The sequence below is a fragment of the Bacteroides sp. AM10-21B genome (assembly GCF_003472565.1).
Lineage (GTDB): Bacteria > Bacteroidota > Bacteroidia > Bacteroidales > Bacteroidaceae > Bacteroides > Bacteroides propionicigenes.
In genome coordinates, this window is record NZ_QRME01000013.1 from 18,348 (window position 1) to 40,285 (window position 21,938).

General features: G+C 43.1%; 16 protein-coding genes and 3 pseudogenes. 14 read left to right on the top strand and 5 right to left on the bottom strand.

Going from position 1 to position 21,938, the window contains the following annotated elements; translation table 11 throughout:
- Nucleotides 1-5: 5 nt before the first annotated feature.
- From DW121_RS14850 to DW121_RS15745, 5 genes and pseudogenes are all read left to right on the top strand, one after another.
- Entirely contained in the window at nt 6-989 is a 984-nt protein-coding gene (locus tag DW121_RS14850) for an NAD-dependent epimerase/dehydratase family protein (protein WP_118324328.1), read from the top strand.
- 27 nt (nt 990-1,016) lie between these two features.
- Complete coding sequence (locus DW121_RS14855) at nt 1,017-1,982, top strand: MraY family glycosyltransferase (RefSeq protein ID WP_118324390.1); 966 nt, start codon at nt 1,017-1,019, stop codon at nt 1,980-1,982.
- On the top strand, nt 1,979-2,368 hold the full coding sequence (locus DW121_RS14860; protein ID WP_118324330.1) for a WbuC family cupin fold metalloprotein: 390 nt from the start codon (nt 1,979-1,981) through the stop codon (nt 2,366-2,368). The genes DW121_RS14855 and DW121_RS14860 overlap by 4 nt, the downstream gene beginning before the upstream one ends.
- A gap of 180 nt (nt 2,369-2,548) precedes the next feature.
- A pseudogene (locus tag DW121_RS14865) lies at nt 2,549-2,800 on the top strand (HU family DNA-binding protein); the annotation flags it as partial.
- Between the two features lie 144 nt (nt 2,801-2,944).
- Nucleotides 2,945-3,019, top strand: a pseudogene (locus tag DW121_RS15745) (smalltalk protein); the annotation flags it as partial.
- 102 nt (nt 3,020-3,121) lie between these two features.
- On the opposite strand, the gene prmA reads toward DW121_RS15745, so the two are convergent.
- Complete coding sequence (gene prmA / locus DW121_RS14870; RefSeq protein WP_118324332.1) at nt 3,122-3,964, bottom strand: 50S ribosomal protein L11 methyltransferase; 843 nt, start codon at nt 3,962-3,964, stop codon at nt 3,122-3,124.
- 147 nt (nt 3,965-4,111) lie between these two features.
- Between prmA and DW121_RS14875 the strand changes: the two genes are divergently transcribed.
- Together DW121_RS14875 and DW121_RS14880 are read left to right on the top strand one after the other, a co-directional pair.
- Complete coding sequence (locus tag DW121_RS14875) at nt 4,112-5,434, top strand: hypothetical protein (protein WP_118324334.1); 1,323 nt, start codon at nt 4,112-4,114, stop codon at nt 5,432-5,434.
- A gap of 33 nt (nt 5,435-5,467) precedes the next feature.
- Entirely contained in the window at nt 5,468-7,150 is a 1,683-nt protein-coding gene (locus DW121_RS14880) for a TonB-dependent receptor (protein WP_118324336.1), read from the top strand.
- Between the two features lie 75 nt (nt 7,151-7,225).
- On the opposite strand, the gene DW121_RS14885 is transcribed toward DW121_RS14880, so the two are convergent.
- Nucleotides 7,226-7,783 carry an NADH peroxidase gene (locus DW121_RS14885; RefSeq protein ID WP_004289806.1) on the bottom strand — a complete coding sequence of 186 codons (558 nt, stop codon included), beginning with the start codon at nt 7,781-7,783 and terminating at the stop codon, nt 7,226-7,228.
- A 25-nt stretch (nt 7,784-7,808) separates the two neighbouring features.
- Nucleotides 7,809-8,243, bottom strand: a complete 435-nt coding sequence (locus DW121_RS14890; protein WP_117713171.1) for a Fur family transcriptional regulator — start codon at nt 8,241-8,243, stop codon at nt 7,809-7,811.
- Between the two features lie 148 nt (nt 8,244-8,391).
- Here DW121_RS14890 and DW121_RS14895 point away from each other — a divergent pair, with 148 nt between their 5' ends.
- Nucleotides 8,392-10,311 (top strand): NAD(+) synthase, encoded by a 1,920-nt coding sequence (locus DW121_RS14895; RefSeq protein ID WP_118324338.1) that lies wholly within the window; start codon nt 8,392-8,394, stop codon nt 10,309-10,311.
- On the opposite strand, the pseudogene DW121_RS14900 reads toward DW121_RS14895, so the two are convergent.
- Both DW121_RS14900 and DW121_RS14905 read right to left on the bottom strand, forming a co-directional pair.
- Nucleotides 10,308-11,120, bottom strand: a pseudogene (locus tag DW121_RS14900) (transporter substrate-binding domain-containing protein); the annotation flags it as partial. The gene DW121_RS14895 and the pseudogene DW121_RS14900 overlap by 4 nt on opposite strands.
- Nucleotides 11,121-11,133: 13 nt before the next feature.
- Nucleotides 11,134-13,215, bottom strand: a complete 2,082-nt coding sequence (locus tag DW121_RS14905) for a putative porin (protein ID WP_118324340.1) — start codon at nt 13,213-13,215, stop codon at nt 11,134-11,136.
- Between the two features lie 254 nt (nt 13,216-13,469).
- Between DW121_RS14905 and DW121_RS14910 the strand changes: the two genes are divergently transcribed.
- The 6 genes from DW121_RS14910 (at nt 13,470) to DW121_RS14935 (ending at nt 21,877) form a co-directional block, all read left to right on the top strand.
- Complete coding sequence (locus DW121_RS14910) at nt 13,470-15,371, top strand: histidine kinase (RefSeq protein WP_118324342.1); 1,902 nt, start codon at nt 13,470-13,472, stop codon at nt 15,369-15,371.
- Nucleotides 15,372-15,475: 104 nt separating this feature from the next.
- Nucleotides 15,476-16,129 carry a response regulator gene (locus DW121_RS14915; protein ID WP_117713167.1) on the top strand — a complete coding sequence of 218 codons (654 nt, stop codon included), beginning with the start codon at nt 15,476-15,478 and terminating at the stop codon, nt 16,127-16,129.
- 31 nt (nt 16,130-16,160) lie between these two features.
- Nucleotides 16,161-16,898, top strand: coding sequence for a hypothetical protein (locus DW121_RS14920; RefSeq protein WP_117713166.1), 738 nt, complete (start codon nt 16,161-16,163; stop codon nt 16,896-16,898).
- 91 nt (nt 16,899-16,989) lie between these two features.
- Entirely contained in the window at nt 16,990-17,958 is a 969-nt protein-coding gene (locus tag DW121_RS14925; RefSeq protein WP_118324344.1) for a hypothetical protein, read from the top strand.
- 178 nt (nt 17,959-18,136) lie between these two features.
- The gene (locus tag DW121_RS14930; RefSeq protein WP_233555823.1) at nt 18,137-19,531 is read left to right on the top strand and encodes a BACON domain-containing protein; all 1,395 of its coding nucleotides are present in this window, start codon (nt 18,137-18,139) and stop codon (nt 19,529-19,531) included.
- 21 nt (nt 19,532-19,552) lie between these two features.
- A complete protein-coding gene (locus tag DW121_RS14935; RefSeq protein WP_118324346.1) occupies nt 19,553-21,877 on the top strand; it encodes a BACON domain-containing protein in 2,325 nt (774 codons plus the stop codon).
- Nucleotides 21,878-21,938 lie beyond the last annotated feature (61 nt).

Genomic DNA, 21,938 nt, shown 5'->3' on the forward strand with positions numbered 1-21,938 from the left:
TTCACATGAATATACTTATTACTGGAATCCACGGTTTTGTGGGCTCCAATCTTGTAACTGCTTTAAAAGAGCATCATGCTCTATATGGCTTGGATATTATTAATCCTGAGAAAGAAGGAGTGATAAAAACTTTCTCTTGGAAAGAAATTAGACCTGTATCTTTTCCGATGAAGAATCTACCAGAATTTGATGTTATTATCCATTTAGCAGGCAAAGCTCACGATGTAAAAAAAGAGTCAGATGCTCAGGTGTATTTTGATATTAATACCGGCCTGACTCAGAAGATATTTGATTTTTTCTTAGAATCATCGGCGAAGAAGTTTGTTTTTTTCAGTTCAGTAAAGGCTGTGGCTGATAGTGTAGTAGGGAATATGTTGACTGAGGAGGCGATACCTACCCCGATAGGACCATATGGAGAAAGTAAGATAGCAGCTGAGAATTATATCCTCAGCAAATTGAAAATGGAAAATGAAAAGGTGAAAGTTTTTTCGTATGATGATAAGCAGGTTTATATTTTACGTCCTTGTATGATTCATGGACCAGGTAATAAAGGAAATCTGAATTTGCTTTATAATGTAGTGAAGAAAGGGATTCCATGGCCTTTGGGTGATTTTGAGAATAGAAGATCGTTTACTTCAATTGATAATCTTTGCTATGTGGTAGATGGATTGTTAACAAAAGAGGTGTGCAGTGGCATCTATCATATAGGCGATGACGAAACTTTGTCTACGAACGAATTGATAACTCTAATGTGCAAAGTATTGGACCGTAAACCTCGTATTTGGAAAATGAATAAACATATTATGGAAGGTTTCGCAGAGATAGGGACATTGTTGCATCTTCCATTAAATACAGAGCGGCTATGTAAATTGACGGAGAACTACGTAGTATGCAATACTAAGATAAAGGCGGCTTTGGGTATTGATAAAATGCCAGTGCGAGCGGAGGAAGGGATAGTGAAAACGATACGTAGTTTTACTACAGAATAACACGCAGTTTAAGCATAGAGAAATATGATGTATTATCTGGTAATGTTGGTTCTGCTCTTCGGAGTGGAACTTTTTTATTTTAAACTTGCTGATAAGTATAATATTATTGATAAACCTAATGAGCGTAGCAGTCATACACGAATAACCCTGCGTGGTGGGGGAGTTATCTTTTATTTTGGAGCATTGGTTTATTTCTTGGCGAGTGGTTTAAATTATCCGTGGTTCATGTTGGCATTGACTTTGATTACTGCTATAAGTTTTATAGATGATATTCGTTCTACCTCGCAGAAATTAAGGTTGTTGTTTCATTTCTCAGCCATGGTGGGTATGTTTTATCAATGGGGACTATTCTCCTTATCTTGGTGGTGGATAATTATAGCTTTGATAGTGTGCACTGGTATCATCAATGCTTATAATTTTATGGATGGCATTAATGGGATAACGGGAGGATATTCGCTAACTGTTTTGTTGGCTTTGGCTTATATCAATACGGAAGTTGTTTCGTTTGTAGAACAAAGCTTGATTAATACAGAGATAATGGCGGTATTTGTTTTTTGTTTTTTCAATTTTCGAAAGAAAGCCCGATGTTTTGCGGGTGATGTGGGGGCGGTGAGCATTGCTTTTATTATATTATTCCTGATAGGAAAACTAATTATTCATACAGAAGATTTTAGTTGGATTATATTGCTATCCGTATATGGAGTAGATAGCGTATTGACAATTATTCACCGGTTGATATTACATGAGAACATTGGCTTGCCGCATCGCAAACATTTATATCAGTTAATGGCGAATGAGTTGGAAATACCGCATATGGTGGTGTCTGCGGTTTATATGATATTACAACTTTTCATAGTAGCAGGTCTATTGTGGTTACCGGTCGATCATTGGGTATATTTCTTTATAGTGATTGGTAGTTTAGTAGTGATTTATATTATCTTTGTGAAAAAGTATTATCCATTGCACGAAGCTTATTTAAAACAAAAGAAATGATAATAGATAACCAATTACTGGATAAAGTATCCAATCAGGCAAAAGAAAGTGAACGGTTGCGTATGAACTTCAACCTGCATGAGGCTCTGGATGCTAAAGCGCAACGGTTGCTTAATGCGCTGGAGGTGGGAACTGTTTTACCTATACACAGGCATCGGCATACGGCAGAGACTTATATTCTGCTGCGTGGACATATCAATGTCCTGTTTTATAATGATAAAGGTGTGGAGGTAGAGTGTTATGAACTTCAACCCAAAGTAGGAAGTTATGGAGTACATATTCCGAAAGGTCAATGGCATACATTAGAAGTATTGGAATCTTCTGTAATTTTTGAGGTAAAGGATGGTCCATATATGCCTTTAAGCGTAGATGATATTTTGAAGTGATTATTTTTATTTGTACAATAGTATTATGAATTGAAAATCAGATTATTATAAACGAAGAAAACAGCCTATCAGGGCTGTTTTCTTCGTTTATGCCCGTGTATATCTCCAGCTTTGCATCGTTGATCAACGAAATGAGAATCTAAAAATGTAATTTAATTTAAATTGTAAAGGAGAAGGATTGTGCCTCTATTTTATTATGCAGGACAGTCGCAGATTGCGACTAAGGAGGGTATAAAGACATGATATCTGAGTTTGAAGAAGGTGGGAAAAACGGTAGGCACACAAGCGTTGGCTGAGAGTATTGCGGAGAGATCTTCATTGACTCCGGGGGATGTGCAGAATGTGATTCGCAACCTGATGTTGATAATGAGAATGTATTTGTTGAATAGCCGTATGGTGCGATTGAATGGTTTGGGTACATTTACCATGAAAGAAGTATTAAATATTAATTAGCTGTGTGCGGACTGATATTGAAAATGCTTAATGTTTTCTTTTTAGGTGTGTTATAAAGAGAATTAATAATTGATGTTTAACAATTAGTATTTAAACAAAATGAGTATAAAAGTTTCTGTGTAGGATAAAATTTTGAAAATGATCATTGCAGTGGCGAGTGCTATTGCAGGTGTGATTGGCGGACAGGTAATAGGTTGATAAGAACTGACCTGAATAAGAAAAAGACTTCCGGTATGCAGTGCGATACATACTTATCGGGAGTCTTTTATTTTGTTGAATAATTGTTTTATTTATGGGACTTTACAATACAAACTTAACCGCTGCCCAACGGTTCTTTTCCTGATGATGCACAAATCGTAGTCCGTTACGTTCAGCTTCCGTTTGTATCACGGGAATGTCATCTACATAAAAGCCACTCATATATAGCTGTGAGCCGGGACGCATACAACGTACATATTGCTTCATGTCGTTCAGTAAGATATTACGGTTGATATTGGCGATGACTACATCAAAAGGTCCTTTGCCTTCCAGTGTGGAGGCATCTCCCTGAAAAACGGAAATAAGATCTACATCATTTAATTCTATATTCTCAAGTGAATTGCGTACACACCATTCGTCTATGTCTATAGCGGTGCAGGGAGCAGCGCCACGCATACGCGCCAGTATGGCAAGAATGGATGTTCCACAACCCATATCGAGTAAGGACTTGCCTTGCAGGTCGTTGTCCAACAGTTCGCCGATGATGAGGCTGGTGGTTTCGTGGTGTCCTGTGCCGAATGCCATTTGAGGGTTGATGACGATGTCATATTCAGCCTGCGGGACATCATGATGAAATGTACTGTGGATGACACAACGGTCGCCAATGATGATGGGCTGGAAGAAATTCTTTTCCCATTCCTCGTTCCAGTCTTTGTCTTCGGCTTCCTGATAAGTATATTTCACTTGCGTATCGGGCAGGGGAAAATCGGCGAGGGCTTCTTTGAGAGAATCCTCATTGTATAAATCCTTTTGGATGTATGCGGCGATACCGTCGGCCTGCTCTACAAAACTTTCGAAACCTACTTCGCCTAATACCGCTGATAAAACGTCGTTGGCCGTTTCGGTGCAGGGAGTGGTATGGAATATAAATTCTAAATATTTCATCGTATATTTGTTTTGAGTACAAAGATAAGATGCATTTAGGGAAATCCCTATAAATCTTTGGGGAAAATCTTCTGTACAGGGCAAATCCCGGCATTATCTTTGTGACGTGAGAAAGTATAGAATTGTAAACCCATAAACCAAACGAATATGAAAAAGATTGTTTTTTTATCGCTTTTTGCATTGTGTCTTCCGTGGACACTCTCCGCTCAAAGTGTAGATGACGACCTTTACTACGTGCCTTCAAAGAAGAAAGAGGAGAAGGCGGAGAAGAAAAAAACTCCGGCAACAGATGCTGTTGTAGTAAAGACGAATGCGCCGACTACGGTTTATGCGTCGCCGGGCAATACGACTATTGTAGTGAAAGACCGTAAAGGAAATATCCGTGATGTGGATGAGTACAACCGTCGATATGACTCCAAGGACTATGAGTTTTCGCAAGAGAATGATACACTCTATGTGGACGAAAAAGAATATGATGGTCTGGACGGGGAATGGGTGAATGGCTTTGACGGTTCGGAAGATGATTATGAATATGCCACGCGCATTATCCGCTTCCGCAATCCTCGCTATGCCATCAGCATCAGCAGCCCGCTTTATTGGGATGTGGTCTATGGCTTGAACTCATGGGATTGGAACGTATATACGGATGGATTGTACGCTTATGCATTCCCTACATTTTCCAACCGCTTATGGTGGGATTGGCGTTATAATTCTTATGGATGGGGCGGCTATCCTTATTATGGTTGGGGTTGGAACAGTTGGTATGGTCCGAGCTGGGGCTTTGGCTGGAGTGTAGGTTGGGGCGGCTGGTATGGCGGCTGGTGGGGACATCACCATCATTATCATCCCGGATATTATCCCGGTGGCGGACATTGGGGTGGAGGATATTGGCCTCGCAACACGTACACTTATCGCCGTTCTTCGGGAACAAGCAGTTATAGGAGTCCCTCTTCTTCGGTTCGCAGGTCAGGTTCAAGTGTTACCCGTGGCGGTTCAACTTCTTCAGTTCGTTCTTCGGGAACTTCATCTTATAGAAGAAGCGGACAAAACGGTACAACAACCAGACGTGTAGTGGGTACGCGTTCATCGGGAACTCGTAGTGGGGTAACTACCCGTACGGATGCTTCTTCTACAAGACGCAGCACGTATACCCGTCCAAGCAGTACGCGTGTAGGTTCGTCTACCTCAACAAACGGATCGCGCAGAAGCAGTAGTGTAAATGCTACAGGCGCAAGACGCTCAACTACAGGAAGCTCCTCCACATATAATCGTGGAAGTTCTACATCGCCAACTCGCAGTTATTCCACCGAAAGTGGTAGCCGCCGTTCTTATACGCCTGTACAAGGTAATTCTTCTACCCGTAGTTATTCTTCGGGTGGCAGTAGCAGTTCACGTAGCTATTCCAGCGGTGGTGGCGGTGGTTCTACCCGTTCGTCCGGCGGTGGCGGCGGTTCCTCAAGAAGAAGGTAGGTATAGTATTAAATAGAAAAAGATTAGTAGGATATGAAGAAAATAATAACTTTAGCTACATTGGGGCTGCTGGCGGCAGCAGTTCCAATGAGTGCACAGACTGTGTACGATGCTGCCAAGATAACAAATAAAGATTTAAACGGTACGGCACGCTTTGTAGGTATGGGCGGTGCTATGGGAGCGCTGGGCGGTGATATTTCTACCATCGGCACGAATCCGGCTGGTATAGGTATTTATCGCAGTAATGATGCAATGGTGTCGTTCGACCTGTCTGCATATGGTACGGAGAGTAACTATATGGGATATAAGATGAATTCTGATAAAACGAGGGCTTCATTTGATAATGTAGGTTTTGTACTCTCTTCAAAGATAGGTAATGCTACGGCTCTGCGTTATGTGAATTTCGGTTTTAATTACCATAAGGCAAAATCTTTTTATAAGAATATGTCAATGAACGGTAATTTGGGAGATTATACGCAGACGGATTATATGGCTGCGCAGGCCGGAGGTATAAGGGATTGGTCGGGTGATATCTATACCGATCCTGAAGTGGGGTGGTTGTCTGCATTGGGATATGACAGTTATCTGATAACCGATCTTATCGCACACGATGGTCAGGGCAGTGTTCCTTCCGGCTATGTTCCTTATATAGTAAATGGCACTCAAGTGAAGAATCTGGATGGTAATTTGGTGTATCGCACTCCCGAAGAATATGGAGGTATGTTTTGGGGAGGAAATGGTAATTTCAGGTCGGAAGAGCGTGGAGGCATCGATCAGTATGATTTCAACATTTCATTCAATATCAACGACCGGGTATATTTGGGAATGACTATAGGAGCCTATGCCATAGATTATAGTAAATATACTTTTTATGATGAGGATTACGGAAATGGTCAGGGGTATAACTTGCAGAGTTGGAATAAGATACATGGGTCCGGATTTGATGTGAAATTTGGAGCCATTGTACGTCCTTTTGAGTATTCTCCTTTGAGAATCGGCTTGGCTATCCATACGCCTACTTACTATAATCTGGACTATAAGACAAATGCCCGCTTGGAGTCGGATGTGCTGAATGATTTGGATATAACCAATGAATCGGGCATTGGGAGCGGTGTAATCGGTCAATACAATGTAGATACTTACGACATTATGAAAGGGGACATGGTACGTCAGTTCCGGCTTCAGACGCCATGGACTTATAATGTGAGTTTAGGATATACTATCGGTACTGCCTTGGCATTGGGTGCAGAGTATGAATATCAGGACTACTCTTCTATGAAGTTTAAAGATCAGGAAGGTTACTCTGAAACTTTTGAATATGAAAGCAGTACTACTCCTATGATGAAGGGGGTGAGCACCATTCGCTTGGGAGCGGAATATAAGGTGATACCTCAGTTTGCTTTGCGTGCAGGATATAATTATACGTCTGCTATCTTTAATAATGATGCCTATAAAGATTTGCCTTATAATTCTATCCAGACCGATACGGACTTTGCCAATACGAAAGCATTGAGCAATTATACGTTAGGTATCGGTTATCGCGGTTCCATGTTCTATGCGGATTTGGCTTATAAGTTCTCTTCTTACAAGGAGGATTTCCATCCGTTCATTAATGCTTATATGGATGGAGACCAGTTAGTGATTGGTTCTCCCGAAGCTACGAAAGTTAAGAATACCCGTAGCCAAGTGTTGCTGACACTGGGGTTACGCTTCTAATTCTCTTTCGGGGAATAAAAAAGGGCTTGCAAAAATCAGCAAGCCCTTTTTTAATGTCTATATCTTGTTTCAGGATTACTTCTTGAAGTAACGGTTGTACAAACCTTCGAAACCTTTACCATGACGAGCTTCGTCTTTAGCCATTTCGTGAACTGTATCATGGATAGCATCCAAGTTCAATGCTTTTGCACGAGTAGCGATACGCTTCTTGTCTTCGCAAGCACCTGATTCAGCGTTCATTCTCTTTTCGAGGTTAGTTTTGGTATCCCATACGCAGTCACCCAGCAATTCTGCAAACTTAGAAGCGTGTTCTGCTTCTTCCCATGCATAACGCTTGAAAGCTTCAGCTACTTCAGGATAACCTTCACGGTCTGCCTGGCGGCTCATTGCAAGATACATACCTACTTCTGTACATTCACCCATAAAGTGATTGTTCAGGTCTTTAATCATTTCGTCGTCACATCCTTTAGCTACGCCGATAACGTGTTCATCAGCAAAAACCAACGGACCACCTGCCTGTGCTTCTTCTACTTCAACGAACTTGCTTGCAGGAGCTTTACACAAAGGACATTTCTCAGGAGCTGCGTCTCCTTCATATACGTAACCGCAGACAGTACATCTAAATTTTTTCATTTTACTTCAGATTTTAATTGTTGAATTAGTTATTCGTTATTTTAGTTAAATGTTCATTTTCTAAACAGTCTTTACAAATACCCTTATAATAGTAGTGGATTTCTTGTACTTCGTGTCCGTTCATATCCATATCTTCTACTTGCTTGATGTTGGCCTTGCATTCCAAATCATATATTCTTCCGCAACGTTTGCATAAGAAATGGGCGTGAGGAGTAGTATCCGCATCATAGCAGGTGTTCCGCTCGTCTATTGTCAATATCTGTGCAGCACCCTGTTCACTGAATAACTTCAGAGTGTTGTAAACAGTTGTTTTGGACAATGTGGGAATGGAAGGAGAAAGCGCAGTATAGATTTCATCCACTGTGGGATGTGTCCTATGCTCCACCAAATAGTTCATAATGGCTATGCGCTGTACTGACGGTTTAATATTATGATTTTGCAATCGCTTTATTACATCCATATCATCTGTAATTCAAACTTGTAACAATTACATTTTTAATTCTCTTGCAAAGATAGATACTTCTTTGATTTATCCAAAAGATTTTCGGATTTTTTTTTATATCGTTTATTAAAGACGTATTTTTGTACCCTAATTTAATCAGATTCTTATGAATTACGGATATGTCAAAGTAGCGGCGGCTGTACCCCGTGTTAAGGTAGCGGATTGCAAGTTCAATGCCGGACAAATTGAAAAAGAGATAATCATTGCCGACGGAAAAGGTGTGCAGATTATAGCCTTTCCTGAGTTGTGCATCACAGGATATACATGCGGAGACCTTTTTGCCCAACAGCTTCTGCTTGAAGAGGCTGAGATGGGGCTTATACAGATTCTGAACAATACGCGCCAGATGGATATTATATCTATTCTTGGTATGCCCGTACCTCTGAACGGCGTCTTGCTGAATACTGCGGTAATCATACAGAAAGGTAAAATATTGGGTGTCGTTCCTAAAACATATCTTCCCAATTATAAGGAGTTTTACGAGAAGCGTTGGTTTACTTCCGCTTGCGAAATATCGGATACGACTGCCCGTTTATGCGGCCAGGTAGTACCTATGGGGCGGAACTTGCTTTTTGAGACTGCGGATACAACTTTCGGCATCGAAATTTGTGAAGATTTATGGGCTCCCATTCCGCCGAGTTCTTCTTTGGCACTGCAGGGGGCGGAAATTCTATTCAATCTCTCGGCAGACAATGAAGGGATAGGCAAGCACGCTTATCTGCGTTCGCTTATCAGCCAACAGTCTGCCCGTTGCATTGCGGGATATGTGTTCAGTTCTTGCGGCTTTGGTGAGTCTACTACAGATGTAGTTTTTGCCGGTAACGGATTGATTTATGAGAATGGTACGTTGTTGGCAGGCAGTGAACGTTTCTCTTTTGAAGAGCAAGTGGTAATTAGTGAGATTGATGTGGAGCATATACGTACGGAACGCCGGGTGAATACGACATTTGCGGCTTGCCGCGCTAATTGTGCACCGGAAGCGCCTGTGCGTATTTCTACGGAATATGTCAATTCCAAGGACTTGAACCTGACACGTAGTTTTGATCCCCATCCGTTTGTGCCTCAAGGAACTGTCCTTGATGAGCGTTGTGAGGAAATATTCTCCATACAGGTGTCCGGATTAGCGCAGCGCTTGGTGCATACCAACGCCAAGAGTGCAGTGGTGGGCATATCCGGCGGACTGGACTCTACGCTGGCATTATTGGTTTGTGTGAAAACCTTTGATAAGCTGGGGTGGGATCGTAAGGGCATTATCGGAGTGACTATGCCCGGATTCGGTACTACCGACCGCACACATACCAATGCTGTCGACTTGATGGCATCATTGGGGGTGACAATGCGTGAAGTTAGCATAAAGGATGCCTGTATACAGCACTTTAAGGATATAGACCATGATATAAATGTACACGATGTAGTATACGAGAATTCGCAGGCACGTGAGCGTACGCAGATATTAATGGATATTGCCAACCAGACTTGGGGAATGGTGATTGGTACGGGTGACCTTTCGGAGCTTGTTTTGGGGTGGGCTACGTATAACGGTGACCATATGTCTATGTACGGTGTAAACGGAAGTATTCCTAAAACTTTGGTGAAGCATTTGGTAAAGTGGGTTGCGGAGAATGATATGGATGAAACGTCGCGGGCTACATTGCTGGATATCGTAGATACTCCTATCAGCCCGGAACTTATACCGGCAGACGAAAATGGAAACATCATGCAGATAACAGAAGATCTTGTAGGTCCGTATGAACTGCACGACTTTTTCCTGTATTATTTTCTTCGCTGCGGTTTCCGTCCTTCCAAGATTTTCTTCCTTGCCGCACGTACTTTCAAAGATGTTTATGATGAGGAAACCATAAAGAAGTGGTTGCAGATTTTCTGCCGTCGTTTCTTTAATCAGCAGTTCAAGCGTTCTTGCCTGCCGGACGGTCCTAAAGTGGGAAGTATCTCCATCAGCCCGCGCGGAGATTGGAGAATGCCGAGTGATGCCTCTTCGGAGATGTGGCTGAGGGAAGTGGAATAGTACTTTTTATATATCCTTTTGTACTCTTTCCCATTCTTGAATTTTTCCAACCAAGTATTCAGGCTGTCCAAGAGTTCAGGAGACTGCTTGCTTACGCCCCATGAGTAGAATTGGGTAAAGCTGATAGCGGTACTTATATCTATTTGTGGCAGGCTGTCGGCAGCGGTGCGGGCAATGCTTTCATCACATACGGCATAATCAATGTCTCCATGTGCTACGAGCGCAATAAGCTGCTCGGAGCCATATTTCTCTATTTCATTAATATATATGGTATCACCGATTTCATTTCCTAAATTGCGGATGCGCAGAATGGAGGGGGAACCTTTTACTACATTCAGGGTTTTTCCCGCTAAATCGAGTTGGCTTTTGATGAACAGGGAATCATCGGGAGAATCCGTTTTGCGCTGAACCAGTACTTGCCTGTTCAAGATAATAGGAGAGGTAAGCAGCAAGGAATCTTTGAGTTCACTGGTTACTAAAATGCCGTAGGCTATTACATCATACTTGCCTTCCGCCAAGCCCTCCAAACGTTCGTTAAAGCTCATTTTGGGAGTGATGGCAACCTTCAAGCCGTGATCGCGGGCAAAAGCTTCTATCAGTTCATAATGGAAACCGGACAACGTATCTCCGTCTACGTAAAAACTAATGGAATTGTATTCTGTAGCCGCACGTAGCGTGCCGTCTGCTATAATATCAGCATAATCGCGAGGATGCCCTTTGCGGATTTCCCTCTTGGGCAATATGAATGTGGCGACGAGCGCAGCTATTGCTCCTAAGATGATATACTTCAATACTTTGGTCTTTTTCATATGGAGGACGGGATTAGTCGTAGAAGTTCCATGAAATGCCTATCTTGAACAAACGCGGGTTGATAGGATAATGCGGTACAAGGAAATAATTGCCTTGTCCCATTCCTGCATTGACGTGGTACATCATAGCAAAAATACGGGTTCGCTTCAAGTGCAGGTTAGCATATACGTTCACAATCGGATAACCGCCGATTTCCACTTGGTCATCAGATGCCTGAAGATGGAATTGCTGGATAGCGGGGGTATAAGCGGGCGCATTATATTTAGTGAAATAGCGTACATCGGCTCCAATTTGTACGGTCAGTACTTTCTTGGCTATTTTGGCAAGCAGATACAGGTTGTGGTATAGTGAGAGTTGCGGCAGGGGCAATACGGTTTCGTTGCTCGACTTCTGCCAAGTCACCTCGTTGTCCAGATGCAGGATGCCTAAACGGAAATCTTGTTTCAAGGTAGCGGAAAGCACTTGTATATTACCGCTTTCTTGTGCAGGCATTGCGCTCTGATTGAAATAAGTATAATTCTTGATATTCTCTACACCGGCACGCAGGTTTGTTTTCCATCGATTGATGTTCAGTTCGCCTTCCACGCGCGTACGGAACTCCTTATCCATATTGTCATGATCCCAGTAGTAATGATTGGAATGGTAATGACGCATATAGAAAGAGGGCAGTGTATTGCTCACGTAACCTCTTGCGTAGAAATTTACGGTGTCTTTCCAAAGACGGAAATTCAAATCCAAATCTGCATTAACACGGAACTGTCCGAGCGCTTTGTCCATGATACCGACTTCACCGTTTACGTTATAGTGCAATGTCTTTCCCTGACGTTTGGCTATTTCACCGCCAACGAAAATTTCTTGTTCGTCAAAGTTGGTGCGCGACAAGGTATCCATTAACTCATAACGGCTGAATTTGTGCGATATGTAGGCTGTCAATCCGGCTTTCGCATATTTATTGAAGCCTTCGAGCAGGGCGATTCCGAACACATTCTTTACACTGAAAGCTGTTGTAGAATCCCGGCTACCGACTTCATTGAAGTAGGTGTTGGGGTATTGTCCTTCCGTCTCTTGCGCAGATGTGAATTGGTGGCGCGTACGCTCTACTTTTATGGTATGGATGAAGCTGGTGACAGGAACAAATTCTTCTGTTATGATTGTGTCTTTGGGCATAGGCACACTGTCACTGTCTGCCGTTATCCGGGGAGATTTTGCATCTTCTATGGCGGTTGTCTCTCGTGTAAATCCCAGCCGGTAACGCTGTGTGGCATATACGTAAAAATCTTTGTTGCGGTTGGCTGTCTGTTCCAATTTTACGGGGATGGTGGTGGACTCGTATTCCTTTTTCCCTTCCGACATATCTTCCGGACGAGTAATGTAACGGTCGTCCTGAATACCGCCGTTTTCGTTCATCTTCATGATAAAATTGTTGTACACGGCCTGCATCTGATATTTGTTGCCGATATAACTGGCGAACACACCGGCGTTGAAATGCGAGGTGGACTGGTTTTGGTAATATCCCCGTCCGTACAGATAGTCTATGTTGAAACCAAATGCCAGTCGTTTGTTGGCATTGACTGAGAAGTAAGATTTAAAACGCTCCTCACCGTTGACTTTATTTCCCGCCTTATAGTATGTCAGATTAGTGAAAGGAATATTGCTGTTAGTAAACTTCACTTCATCGGGGCGGACAAAGAAACTGGAAAAGGGCTGCATGAAGATTGTCGGTTCGGCATCCCTGCGTTCGAAAAAGAGACGTGACATACGGGGGGAACCCAAATTGCCCAAATAGTTATAGTGTCCGTACATACCTTCCACGAGGTTAGTGTTCTGGAAGTTGAGGTTAGCGGTATCGGCGGGGATGATGGTGCGGTTACCCAATGTTTCACTCAGACGCCACATATAAAGTTTTGGGGGGAGACTTTGGATTTCCGTATTGGTACTGTCTTCCAGATTATCCGGAAGCGTGTTGGGGTCTACTTGGTTACCGAACTGGTCGCGGCCCGTTGTAGGATCCATACGGTTGAAAGGGGTCTGTGCCACAGCACCCAAGATACCTATAATAGACAGATATATATATGTCAGTACGATTCGTCTCATAATTAGGCGCAAAGATACAATAAAAAATTATTCGCTTACGGAATTCAGCCTTTTTTGCTTCTTTTTTACATTCTGTGTCCGTACCTGTTCTCTATTCTTTGGGTGATAAAACTGGAATTGGAAGAATGTTTTTTTGTAAATGAAGTGTCGTATGTTTCGAGTTTCTTATATTTGCGCAGAATAATATAAACTACCTTATGCGTATTAACTTATTATAATTAATTGTTAGTTTCATGATAAAATCCATTCGTAATATGAGAACACTGTTTATCCTTTTGGGAGTATTTGCTGTCAGTCCTTTTTTGTATGCCCAAGATGCAGAATTAGAAAAATATCAGGTGAAACTTATCAATGCCGGGAAGTTGAATAACAAAGACAGTATTGCTGCTGTTTACAGTGAGTTAAGCGAATACTATTCGAATCGTTCGGTGGATAGTTGCCGTTATTATGCAGAAAAAGGGTTGGAAGTTCTGCAGACCAAAAATTCCCCATTATACGTGTCACTGCTATGCAATTTAGGTGATGCTTATTTTTCTTCGGGAAATCTGGATAAAGCGTTTCATTATTTTTCGATGGCTCGCAGTGAGGAGGCTTGTCAGAACGATACAGCTCTTTGGGCAACGGTCAGTGCCAATCTTGGAGTAGTCTACCGTCAGAAAGAAAAACTGGACTCCGCGCTTATTTATTATAACGAGGCTTTGGACTTGCTTGAAGGACGTGAGTACTATTCCGAGCAGGCGCAGGTTTTGTGCGGTATTGCTCTTCTGTATGCCAATCAAAGTCGCTTGGATGAGGGAATCGCTTATGGCAAACGTGCTGTTGAAGCGGCGGCAAAAAGCCAAGATTTGGATATGATATTATATGCCAACTACTCCTGTGGCAGTATTTATTTTCTGCAAAGACGTCATGACGAAGGAATAGGTATGTTGCGTGCCGTAGTGACAGAAGGCATCCGGCAGAAGAAGCCCAGATATATGCTGAAAGCCTATACGGTGATGCTTGAAATGTTTAAGGTATTGGGCAATCGTGATTCAGTGGATGTATATATGAAAAAAGCGGAAGCCGTCATACCGCAATTACCTGCAGAGTCGACAGAAGTGTTCGGCTTTTTGGAAGAACAGTTCCTTATTTATATGGATCAGGGCAGGTATCGCGAGAGCCTGAACATCCAGAAGAAACTGCTGAAGTATCGTGGATCCGGATTGCATCTGCCTATAGATAAACTGTATTTGATGATGGCGCGTAACTATCGCGACCTGCAGGAACCCGGAAACTCCATGTATTATTATGATATGGCTTATCGGGTGTGTGACAGCCTGCATTCGGAGCATATCAGCAAGGAATTGTCCGACTTGACCGTGAAATATGACACAAGGGAAAAAGAACTTGAAATAGCCCGTTTGAATCAAGCTCAGCTGGAACAGAAAGCGCAGACCATGCGTTGGATTATGGCAACTGTTGTCGTGGTTTTCATATTGATACTCTTTTTTCTTTATTATGTTTTCCGCCGTAAACGTATTAAGAAAGAGGAAGAATTGAAACTTGCCCAAAGCTATATAGACGGCTTGGAGCGTGAACGTACGCGCCTTGCCAAAGATTTGCACGACGGTGTATGTAACGATCTGCTTGGCATTGGCATGAATATGCAATGTATGCAGCCCACAGACGAGTCGAAACAAGAAATCCTGGTTTTGCTGGAACAGGTACGTAGCGATGTACGTTGTATCTCCCACGAATTGATGCCGCCTAAATTCCGGTTTGCTACTCTTGCCGAGACGATAGAGGATTATGTAGAACGGCTTGTCCTGCCTGCATCCGTACAACTCGCATTCAGTAAAGAAAATGAAGAAACACAGTGGAGCCAAGTACCCGAAGAAGTGTCTTATGAAGTGTATCGTGTTATGCAGGAATTATTGTCCAATATTCTGAAGCATTCTGAGGCTACGGAGATAGATATGATCCTCACATTGAAACGGAAGATACTGACTCTGCAAATCTCAAATAATGGTAAAAACTATTGCGATAGTGAGGCGCGGGAAAAGGGTATCGGGCTTACTACCATCCAAGAACGCGCTAAGACCGTAGGCGGTTTGTTTACTGTAAATATTCAGGACGGGAGCCAAAAGTTCAGGCTTGAAATACCATTGTCCATTTAATAGAAAACCGCTACACCGGAGAGTAAAATCACTATTTTTGATGATGCCGCATATTAATAAATGCTATTTCTTTGCAGCATAATTTAGAACACAAAGATAGGTTGATGAAAGAAAGAGATATACGCATTTTGTTGGTAGATGACCATGATTTGGTGCTTCAAGGTTTGAAGAGGATAGTAGAATGTTCGTTACCGGAAATAAAAAACGTATGTACTGCATCGTCGGGACAAGAGGCTTTGCAGCTTATCACATCTCAACGTTTCAATCTTTTTGTGTTGGATATGGAGTTGCCCGACATGTCAGGAATGGACATCATTGTGCGGATACGGGAGAAAGACCCGCAAGCACGTATCATTGTGAATACCATGCACGAGGAAATTTGGTTTATTAAAAACTTGATACAGTGCTCGGTAGACGGTATTCTGTTTAAATCCATTGATTCTACAAAAATAGCCGAAGCCATTCGTCGTGTGCTGGATGGCGAAACGTACTATTGCCCTTATGCCGAGCATGTGCGAGCACAGATGAAGCGTTCGGACGAAGGGCGGCGTGAAGAGCTGACTTTGCGTGAACTTGATGTGCTGAAACGCATCTCCGAGGGTAAGAATACGCAGGAAATAGCCCAAGAACTCTGTGTCTCTACTAATACGGTTGACACGCATCGCCGCCATCTGATGGATAAACTGGATGCCCGAAACGTGGCGGACCTGATTATGACGGCTATCTCCAAAGGAATTATCCCTATCCGTAAATGTTGACGACATTACTCATTTAAAATAGTTTGATATTATGAAAAAGTTTACGGTTATGGTTTTGTCCGCGATGTGTTGCGGACTGGTTGTGTTGTCGGCATGTGGCGGTGGTGCCGCTTCGGGTTCGGCTGCAAGTAGCGATGCTCCTTTGGGACGAGTGCCCGCCATTTTTGTAGAGGTAGCTGCAAAGAAGAAAGCATTGGATGAGAGCTTGCGTAAAGAAGATGATTTGGACCGTTATCAAAAGAAACTGAAAGAGTTTGATGAATATGCGGCTAAGAGTTATCAGAAGGCGGCGGAAGAGGGCGAGAAGCTCGTGGGACGCGAAATTGTTTGCACCGGAGACGTATATCCCGATTTCCAGGTAACAGGCGCTAAAGTGGCGGAATATCATGCCGGAAGAGAAGCGGGCAGCGTAATTGTACGGGTAACGGTTGTTCCCAAGCGTGATATTGTGGTGCGTGAGACAAAACGTAAATGTGCCGAAGGTGAATACCCGCTGAAAGATACCCGTCTGTATTTCGCCTTGATGAAAGCCAATGACCATTTGATTGAACTCGGACAGTTGAACCCCTTCAACAGCAATTCTTATAACAGCTCTTTAAAGGCCGAATATGCTCCCGGGCAGATGATTCAAGCCGGTGTGCCTTGCCATAGTGAAGGTGCTCCCGTTTACATAAACTGCCATACTTACGACTTTACGGAGTTTGCCAAGATTGTATTCTTGGCAGAGAAAGACTATATGGCTGTACGCAAGCAAGCCTATGGTTTCTGATCTTAACGTATAATTCTCCAATTAAAAAGCAGACAAAATGAATAGGCTTTTCAGATATTACTTATTACGGATAGTAAAATGATAAAGTGAAATGGAAATTATAATTGTGATATTGGCTTTGCTCTCTCAGATATTGGGCTTGTGCGGCTTTGTTTTCTCGTGCTTCTTGTTTCTGAAATTCAGCAGTATCAAAGGTTGGTTCAATAAGAAAGCGGGTACGGAGATTGTATCTTCATTCAGCTTCCGTTCTATCCGTACATTGATTATAACAGGTGGGCTGGGTTTTATAATGATGATAGCAGGTATGCTTTCCTACGCATTACTCTTTATGGACGAGACTCCTGCGGATGCGCAAGCTTGTTGGCTTGCGGGGATATATGTGGCATTGGTTTTGGTCTATCCCGTTTGGCGTGTTGTGCGCCGTATTCGGAATTGCAGTCAGGCGGAAAACAAGAAGGCGGAAACATGGCGTCTGTTTTATGACGTAGCGGTAAATCTTGCTGCACTGTGCGGAGGATTATTGGTACTTGTTGTTTTGTCTTTTGTAGCGGTTATCTTGTCATTCACCAAATGGAGCCATTTTGTACCCGGTCGCTTATACGAAATGGCGGGAGTGGATGTTGTGCCGGAATCGAAGAAATATTATTGGGTTGGTGCTGCATTGGGTATAGTTGCAGTCTTTTCGCAATGGCTTAGTTCGAACAGTCAGGATATAATTGGCGGGGTGGTATGTGTCTCTGCCCTTGCTTTGATTGGTTATGCCTGGTATCAGATACGTAGCGCAGCGCCTGAGAATAAGAAGCGGTTGAGGTGGCAGTGGGGATATATGATATTGACCACTTATGCCGTCTTCACCATTACTTGGATATTGATATTCGTGGCAATCGCGCTCCTTATTCTTTATATCGTGCTTGCAGCTACCGGCAATACGGGTGGCAAGGACAAGTATAAAGTGACCTGCGACAATCTGACGGATGATGTGATAAACGGAAGGGGCATTTGTAAGATTACAAATGCCAGATGCCGGATGCGTGATACCGGAGTTTGCCCATATAATTAATATTAGTTAAGTGAATACACATAATTAGCTTATACTATCTGTCATTCAGAGCGTAGCGAAGAATCTACTCTCTTGATGTATACACAGAAAAGAGATTCTTCGCTTCGCTCTGAATGACAAATGCTCTTGATATAAATTAAATTTCAACACTTACTTACTTACTTAAATAATATACAATATGTTGATAAAGAAATGTTTTTTTGCTTTTTTAGCTGTGGTAGTCCTGTGGGCTTGCAGCGATGGTGAGGATACAACGACAGAAAGCGCGGTTGTTTTGGATAAGACCACCCAGACTACCCAAACCGTATATGCGGACGAAACGCAGAAAAACGAAGGTATCAAGTTTACCGCTACCGAACCCTGGACGGCAACCGTAGACGAAGTGAAAACGAAAGCTGAAGGCAGCAATGTGGATTGGCTGAAACTGAGCGCTTACAGTGGGGGCGCCGGTGAGTTTACTTTGAATCTGACACTGACGCCTAACACTACCGGCAAAAGCCGGAAGGCGGAGATCCGTATCGTTGCGGGTAAAACAGTACTGACTATCACCGTTGAGCAGAAAGCGGAAACAGAGAGCGGGGAAGAGGTGGTAAAAGCAAAGGCGGTAAAGAAGATTGCGTACAAGTTGGTGGATAATGCACTAAAAGCGGAGTATCCGGAATATTCTGATAATTATACGTCAGAGAAACTGTTTACTTTCAGTTATGATGATAAAGGGCGTGTGAAGGAACTTGTAAGAAAGGAAATTGACCGCCGTACGCAAATCAGTACGATGACCTTTGACTACGCAACAGCAGGCAGAATCAAAATGAGTGAGAAATGGGTTGAAGACGGCAATCACTTGTATGATGAAGATTACATTGCCATCCTCAATGAACAGGGAAATGTAATCAATCTGCAAGCCGACGACAAAGAAGCAGGACGGTTTGAAGATTATATCCGCTTCAGCTATACGGACGATAACCGTCTGGCGCAGTGGAAAGATGCGGATGCCGGCAGCGAAACCAGCTATGTGAAATATTCTTATGCTAACGGGCTTTTGTCTAAGTACGAATATGTCAACGGTAAGGCTTCCGACGATGATAGAACCCTTAACATCGATATGGATAAGGCATATGCCAACCGGTACCCCAATAATGCATCGGTAGATGTCATGTGGATTTTGGAGGATGATGACGATTATGATTTCCTTTATCTTATCGGACGTCTGGGCAAGACAAGCGATTATGCACCGGAAGTGCTTCCGGCTAACTCCTTGCGCTATGACGAGTGGAGCAGTGTGTCTCCTGTCTATACAACTCCGAACGTCACTGTCGATGCGTCATATATCTCTATTGAGTGGTCTGATAAGGACTTGGTGATGAGCTATACGTATGATGCGGATAAGTGTCTGACCGGAATAAAGACTGAACGTGCCTTTACCATGAAGAAGACAACGTATAAGGTTCATGTTGGCAATGAGCTGAATAATCCCAACAATCCGGAGGAAGGCTATAAGTATACTACATCGGATAAAAGAACAGTTGATGCGGGTAGCGATAAGAATGTCTATACCTGGACAATGGAGTATTAGACTTACATAAAGATATTGCTTATGAATAAGTTTCAACTATTTCTTTCTTTTCTCTGTATCTGCCTGCTGGGCGGTTGCAGTGAGGAAGACGAAGCGGGTGGCATACGTCTTACTGACGGTACGACCTCCAATCAGACAATTTTTGCAGACGAAACAGCTCCTGATGGCGGCATACATTTCACTACCGACGGGGCTTGGACAGCAGAAGTAACAATGGCTTCCACTAAGGCCGATGGAGACGATGCAAACTGGGTTAGCCTCGATAAGTACAGTGGCAATGCAGCGGGTGACTATACGATAACTGTTTTTACCCGTAAGAACTATACAGGGAAAGACCGTAAAGCCTATATCAAAATTACCTGCGGTTCTACTCTCACTATTACGATAGAGCAGAAGGGTACCACCGAGTCGGGAGATATTCCGGTCAGTTTCGATCAGACCTTCGATGGCAAAGCACCCTATGTGAAGTTGGAAGCGCAAGAACTTCCCTTACCGGCTTTTGTGCACGGTCACTTTGCCGTGAACTTCAAGACAAACCTGATAGAACCGCCTCTGCTGATAATGGAACTGCCGGGCGTGGAAGAGCAAGAAGAAGATATTGCGGTTGTTGAGGACATAATGCTGTCCGGGTCAGATGACGACAGCCGTCTGCTACTGACAGTCTTTCCCAATACGCAAGATAAGGAGCGTGTAGTAACTTTGCGTTTCCTTACGCATGATGAAGAGCAGTTGGCTGCCGTTGTATTAAGACAAGAGCGGGGAGCTGTGTGCCGCTTGCTCGATAAGCAGATGGAAGTAGGTGGACTGGTGTTCCGCTTTCAGGCGAATCCGCAAGTCAGTTCTGTGCTTTACGGGCTTTCGGACAAGCAGTTGCAATCGGATAAACTCATAGAGGAATTCCTTTCCGACCGTACAAAGTCGAAAGAACTTTCGCTTGCCGAAGGTGCGGAAGAATTCACCTTGAACTTCGACGGTTTGCTGCCTGCCACAACTTACTATCTCTATCTGCTTCCTTTTCATAAGTCGGGAGATGGAAAAGCTGATTACGTAAGGGAGGAAGCTACTACCTCAATGCTCGATAGCAAGCATGATTTGGTGTTGGAAGTGAGTGCTAACGCAGTGAACGACTTTACTGTCCGACTTCCTTTCAGTGACCACAACCTCAAAGGGACAATAGATTGGGGAGACGGTACTGTAAATAAGGTAGAAGGATTTAATCCGGAGGGTATCAGCCATAAATATAATGTGCAGAGCGCCACTACCTATGAGGTACATTTTTCAGGAGTATTGACTTCACTCGAATTAGTGCCATATATACGTGAGGCAAAAGAGAATACGTTGCTGGCTGTCAAGCAGTGGGGATATACGGGACTTACCCGGATTGACCTCGGCGGTTTTAGTAGTCTGAAATCCATAGCTGCCGATACAGAGGGCGCTTTTCGCAATGTGGAGCATTTTGGTGTAGAACCTTATGGCGGCAGTTTTACGGATACAAGCATCGAGTCCATCCCGGATGGTTTCTTTAAGTATGCGGTAAATGCCACCAGTTTTGACTATACATTTGGCAGTTGTAAAAACTTGAAAAGCATTCCGGCAGGATTGTTTAAGAATTGTGTGAAAGCAACTTCATTCCAACGGACTTTTATAGAGTGCGGATTGCTCAAGGAGATTCCTGAAGATATATTCAGCGGATGTAAGGCTGCGACAACCTTTTCTACAACATTCGCTATGTGTACTTCGTTGGAGAATATTCCTGCCAATCTCTTTGCTAACAATACAGAGGTGACATCGTTTGAGGGTACTTTCAGTCATTGTACAAGTTTGAAGAGTATTCCCGCAACGCTGTTTGCCAATTGCGGAAAAGTGCTTTATTTGGGTATGAGCAAGCTGCGCGATGATAGTTACAGAGGAGGATTGGGAGTATTTCAAGAATGCGAATCTTTGCAAGCAATTCCTGAGGCATTGTTTGCCGGTTGTCCGCTTGCTCAGGATTTTTCTTACGCGTTTGCCGGATGTAAGTTGCTGACTTCATTACCCGGAAACCTGTTCAAACAGAATACCAAGCTCCAGCAAGTAGAGGGTACTTTTATGAATTGTAAGGCACTGACATCCATTCCTACCGGACTTTTTGATAACAACCGCAAGCTTATGAATGTGGGATGGACTTTTTCACAGTCTCCGAATATAGAGGGTGAGTCTCCTTATACTCTGATAGAAGGCAAAAAGGTGCACTTGTACGAACGCGGGAATTACCCTGCGGAGTTCATAGCCTTGCAGGAATACCAAAGATGTTTTAATCAATGCACAAAACTAACGGACTATGCTGCAATACCCGAATCTTGGTAATCATGAGTCTGTCTGATTCATTGTTTTTACACAGATAACCGGGCAATAAAAAACGGATGAT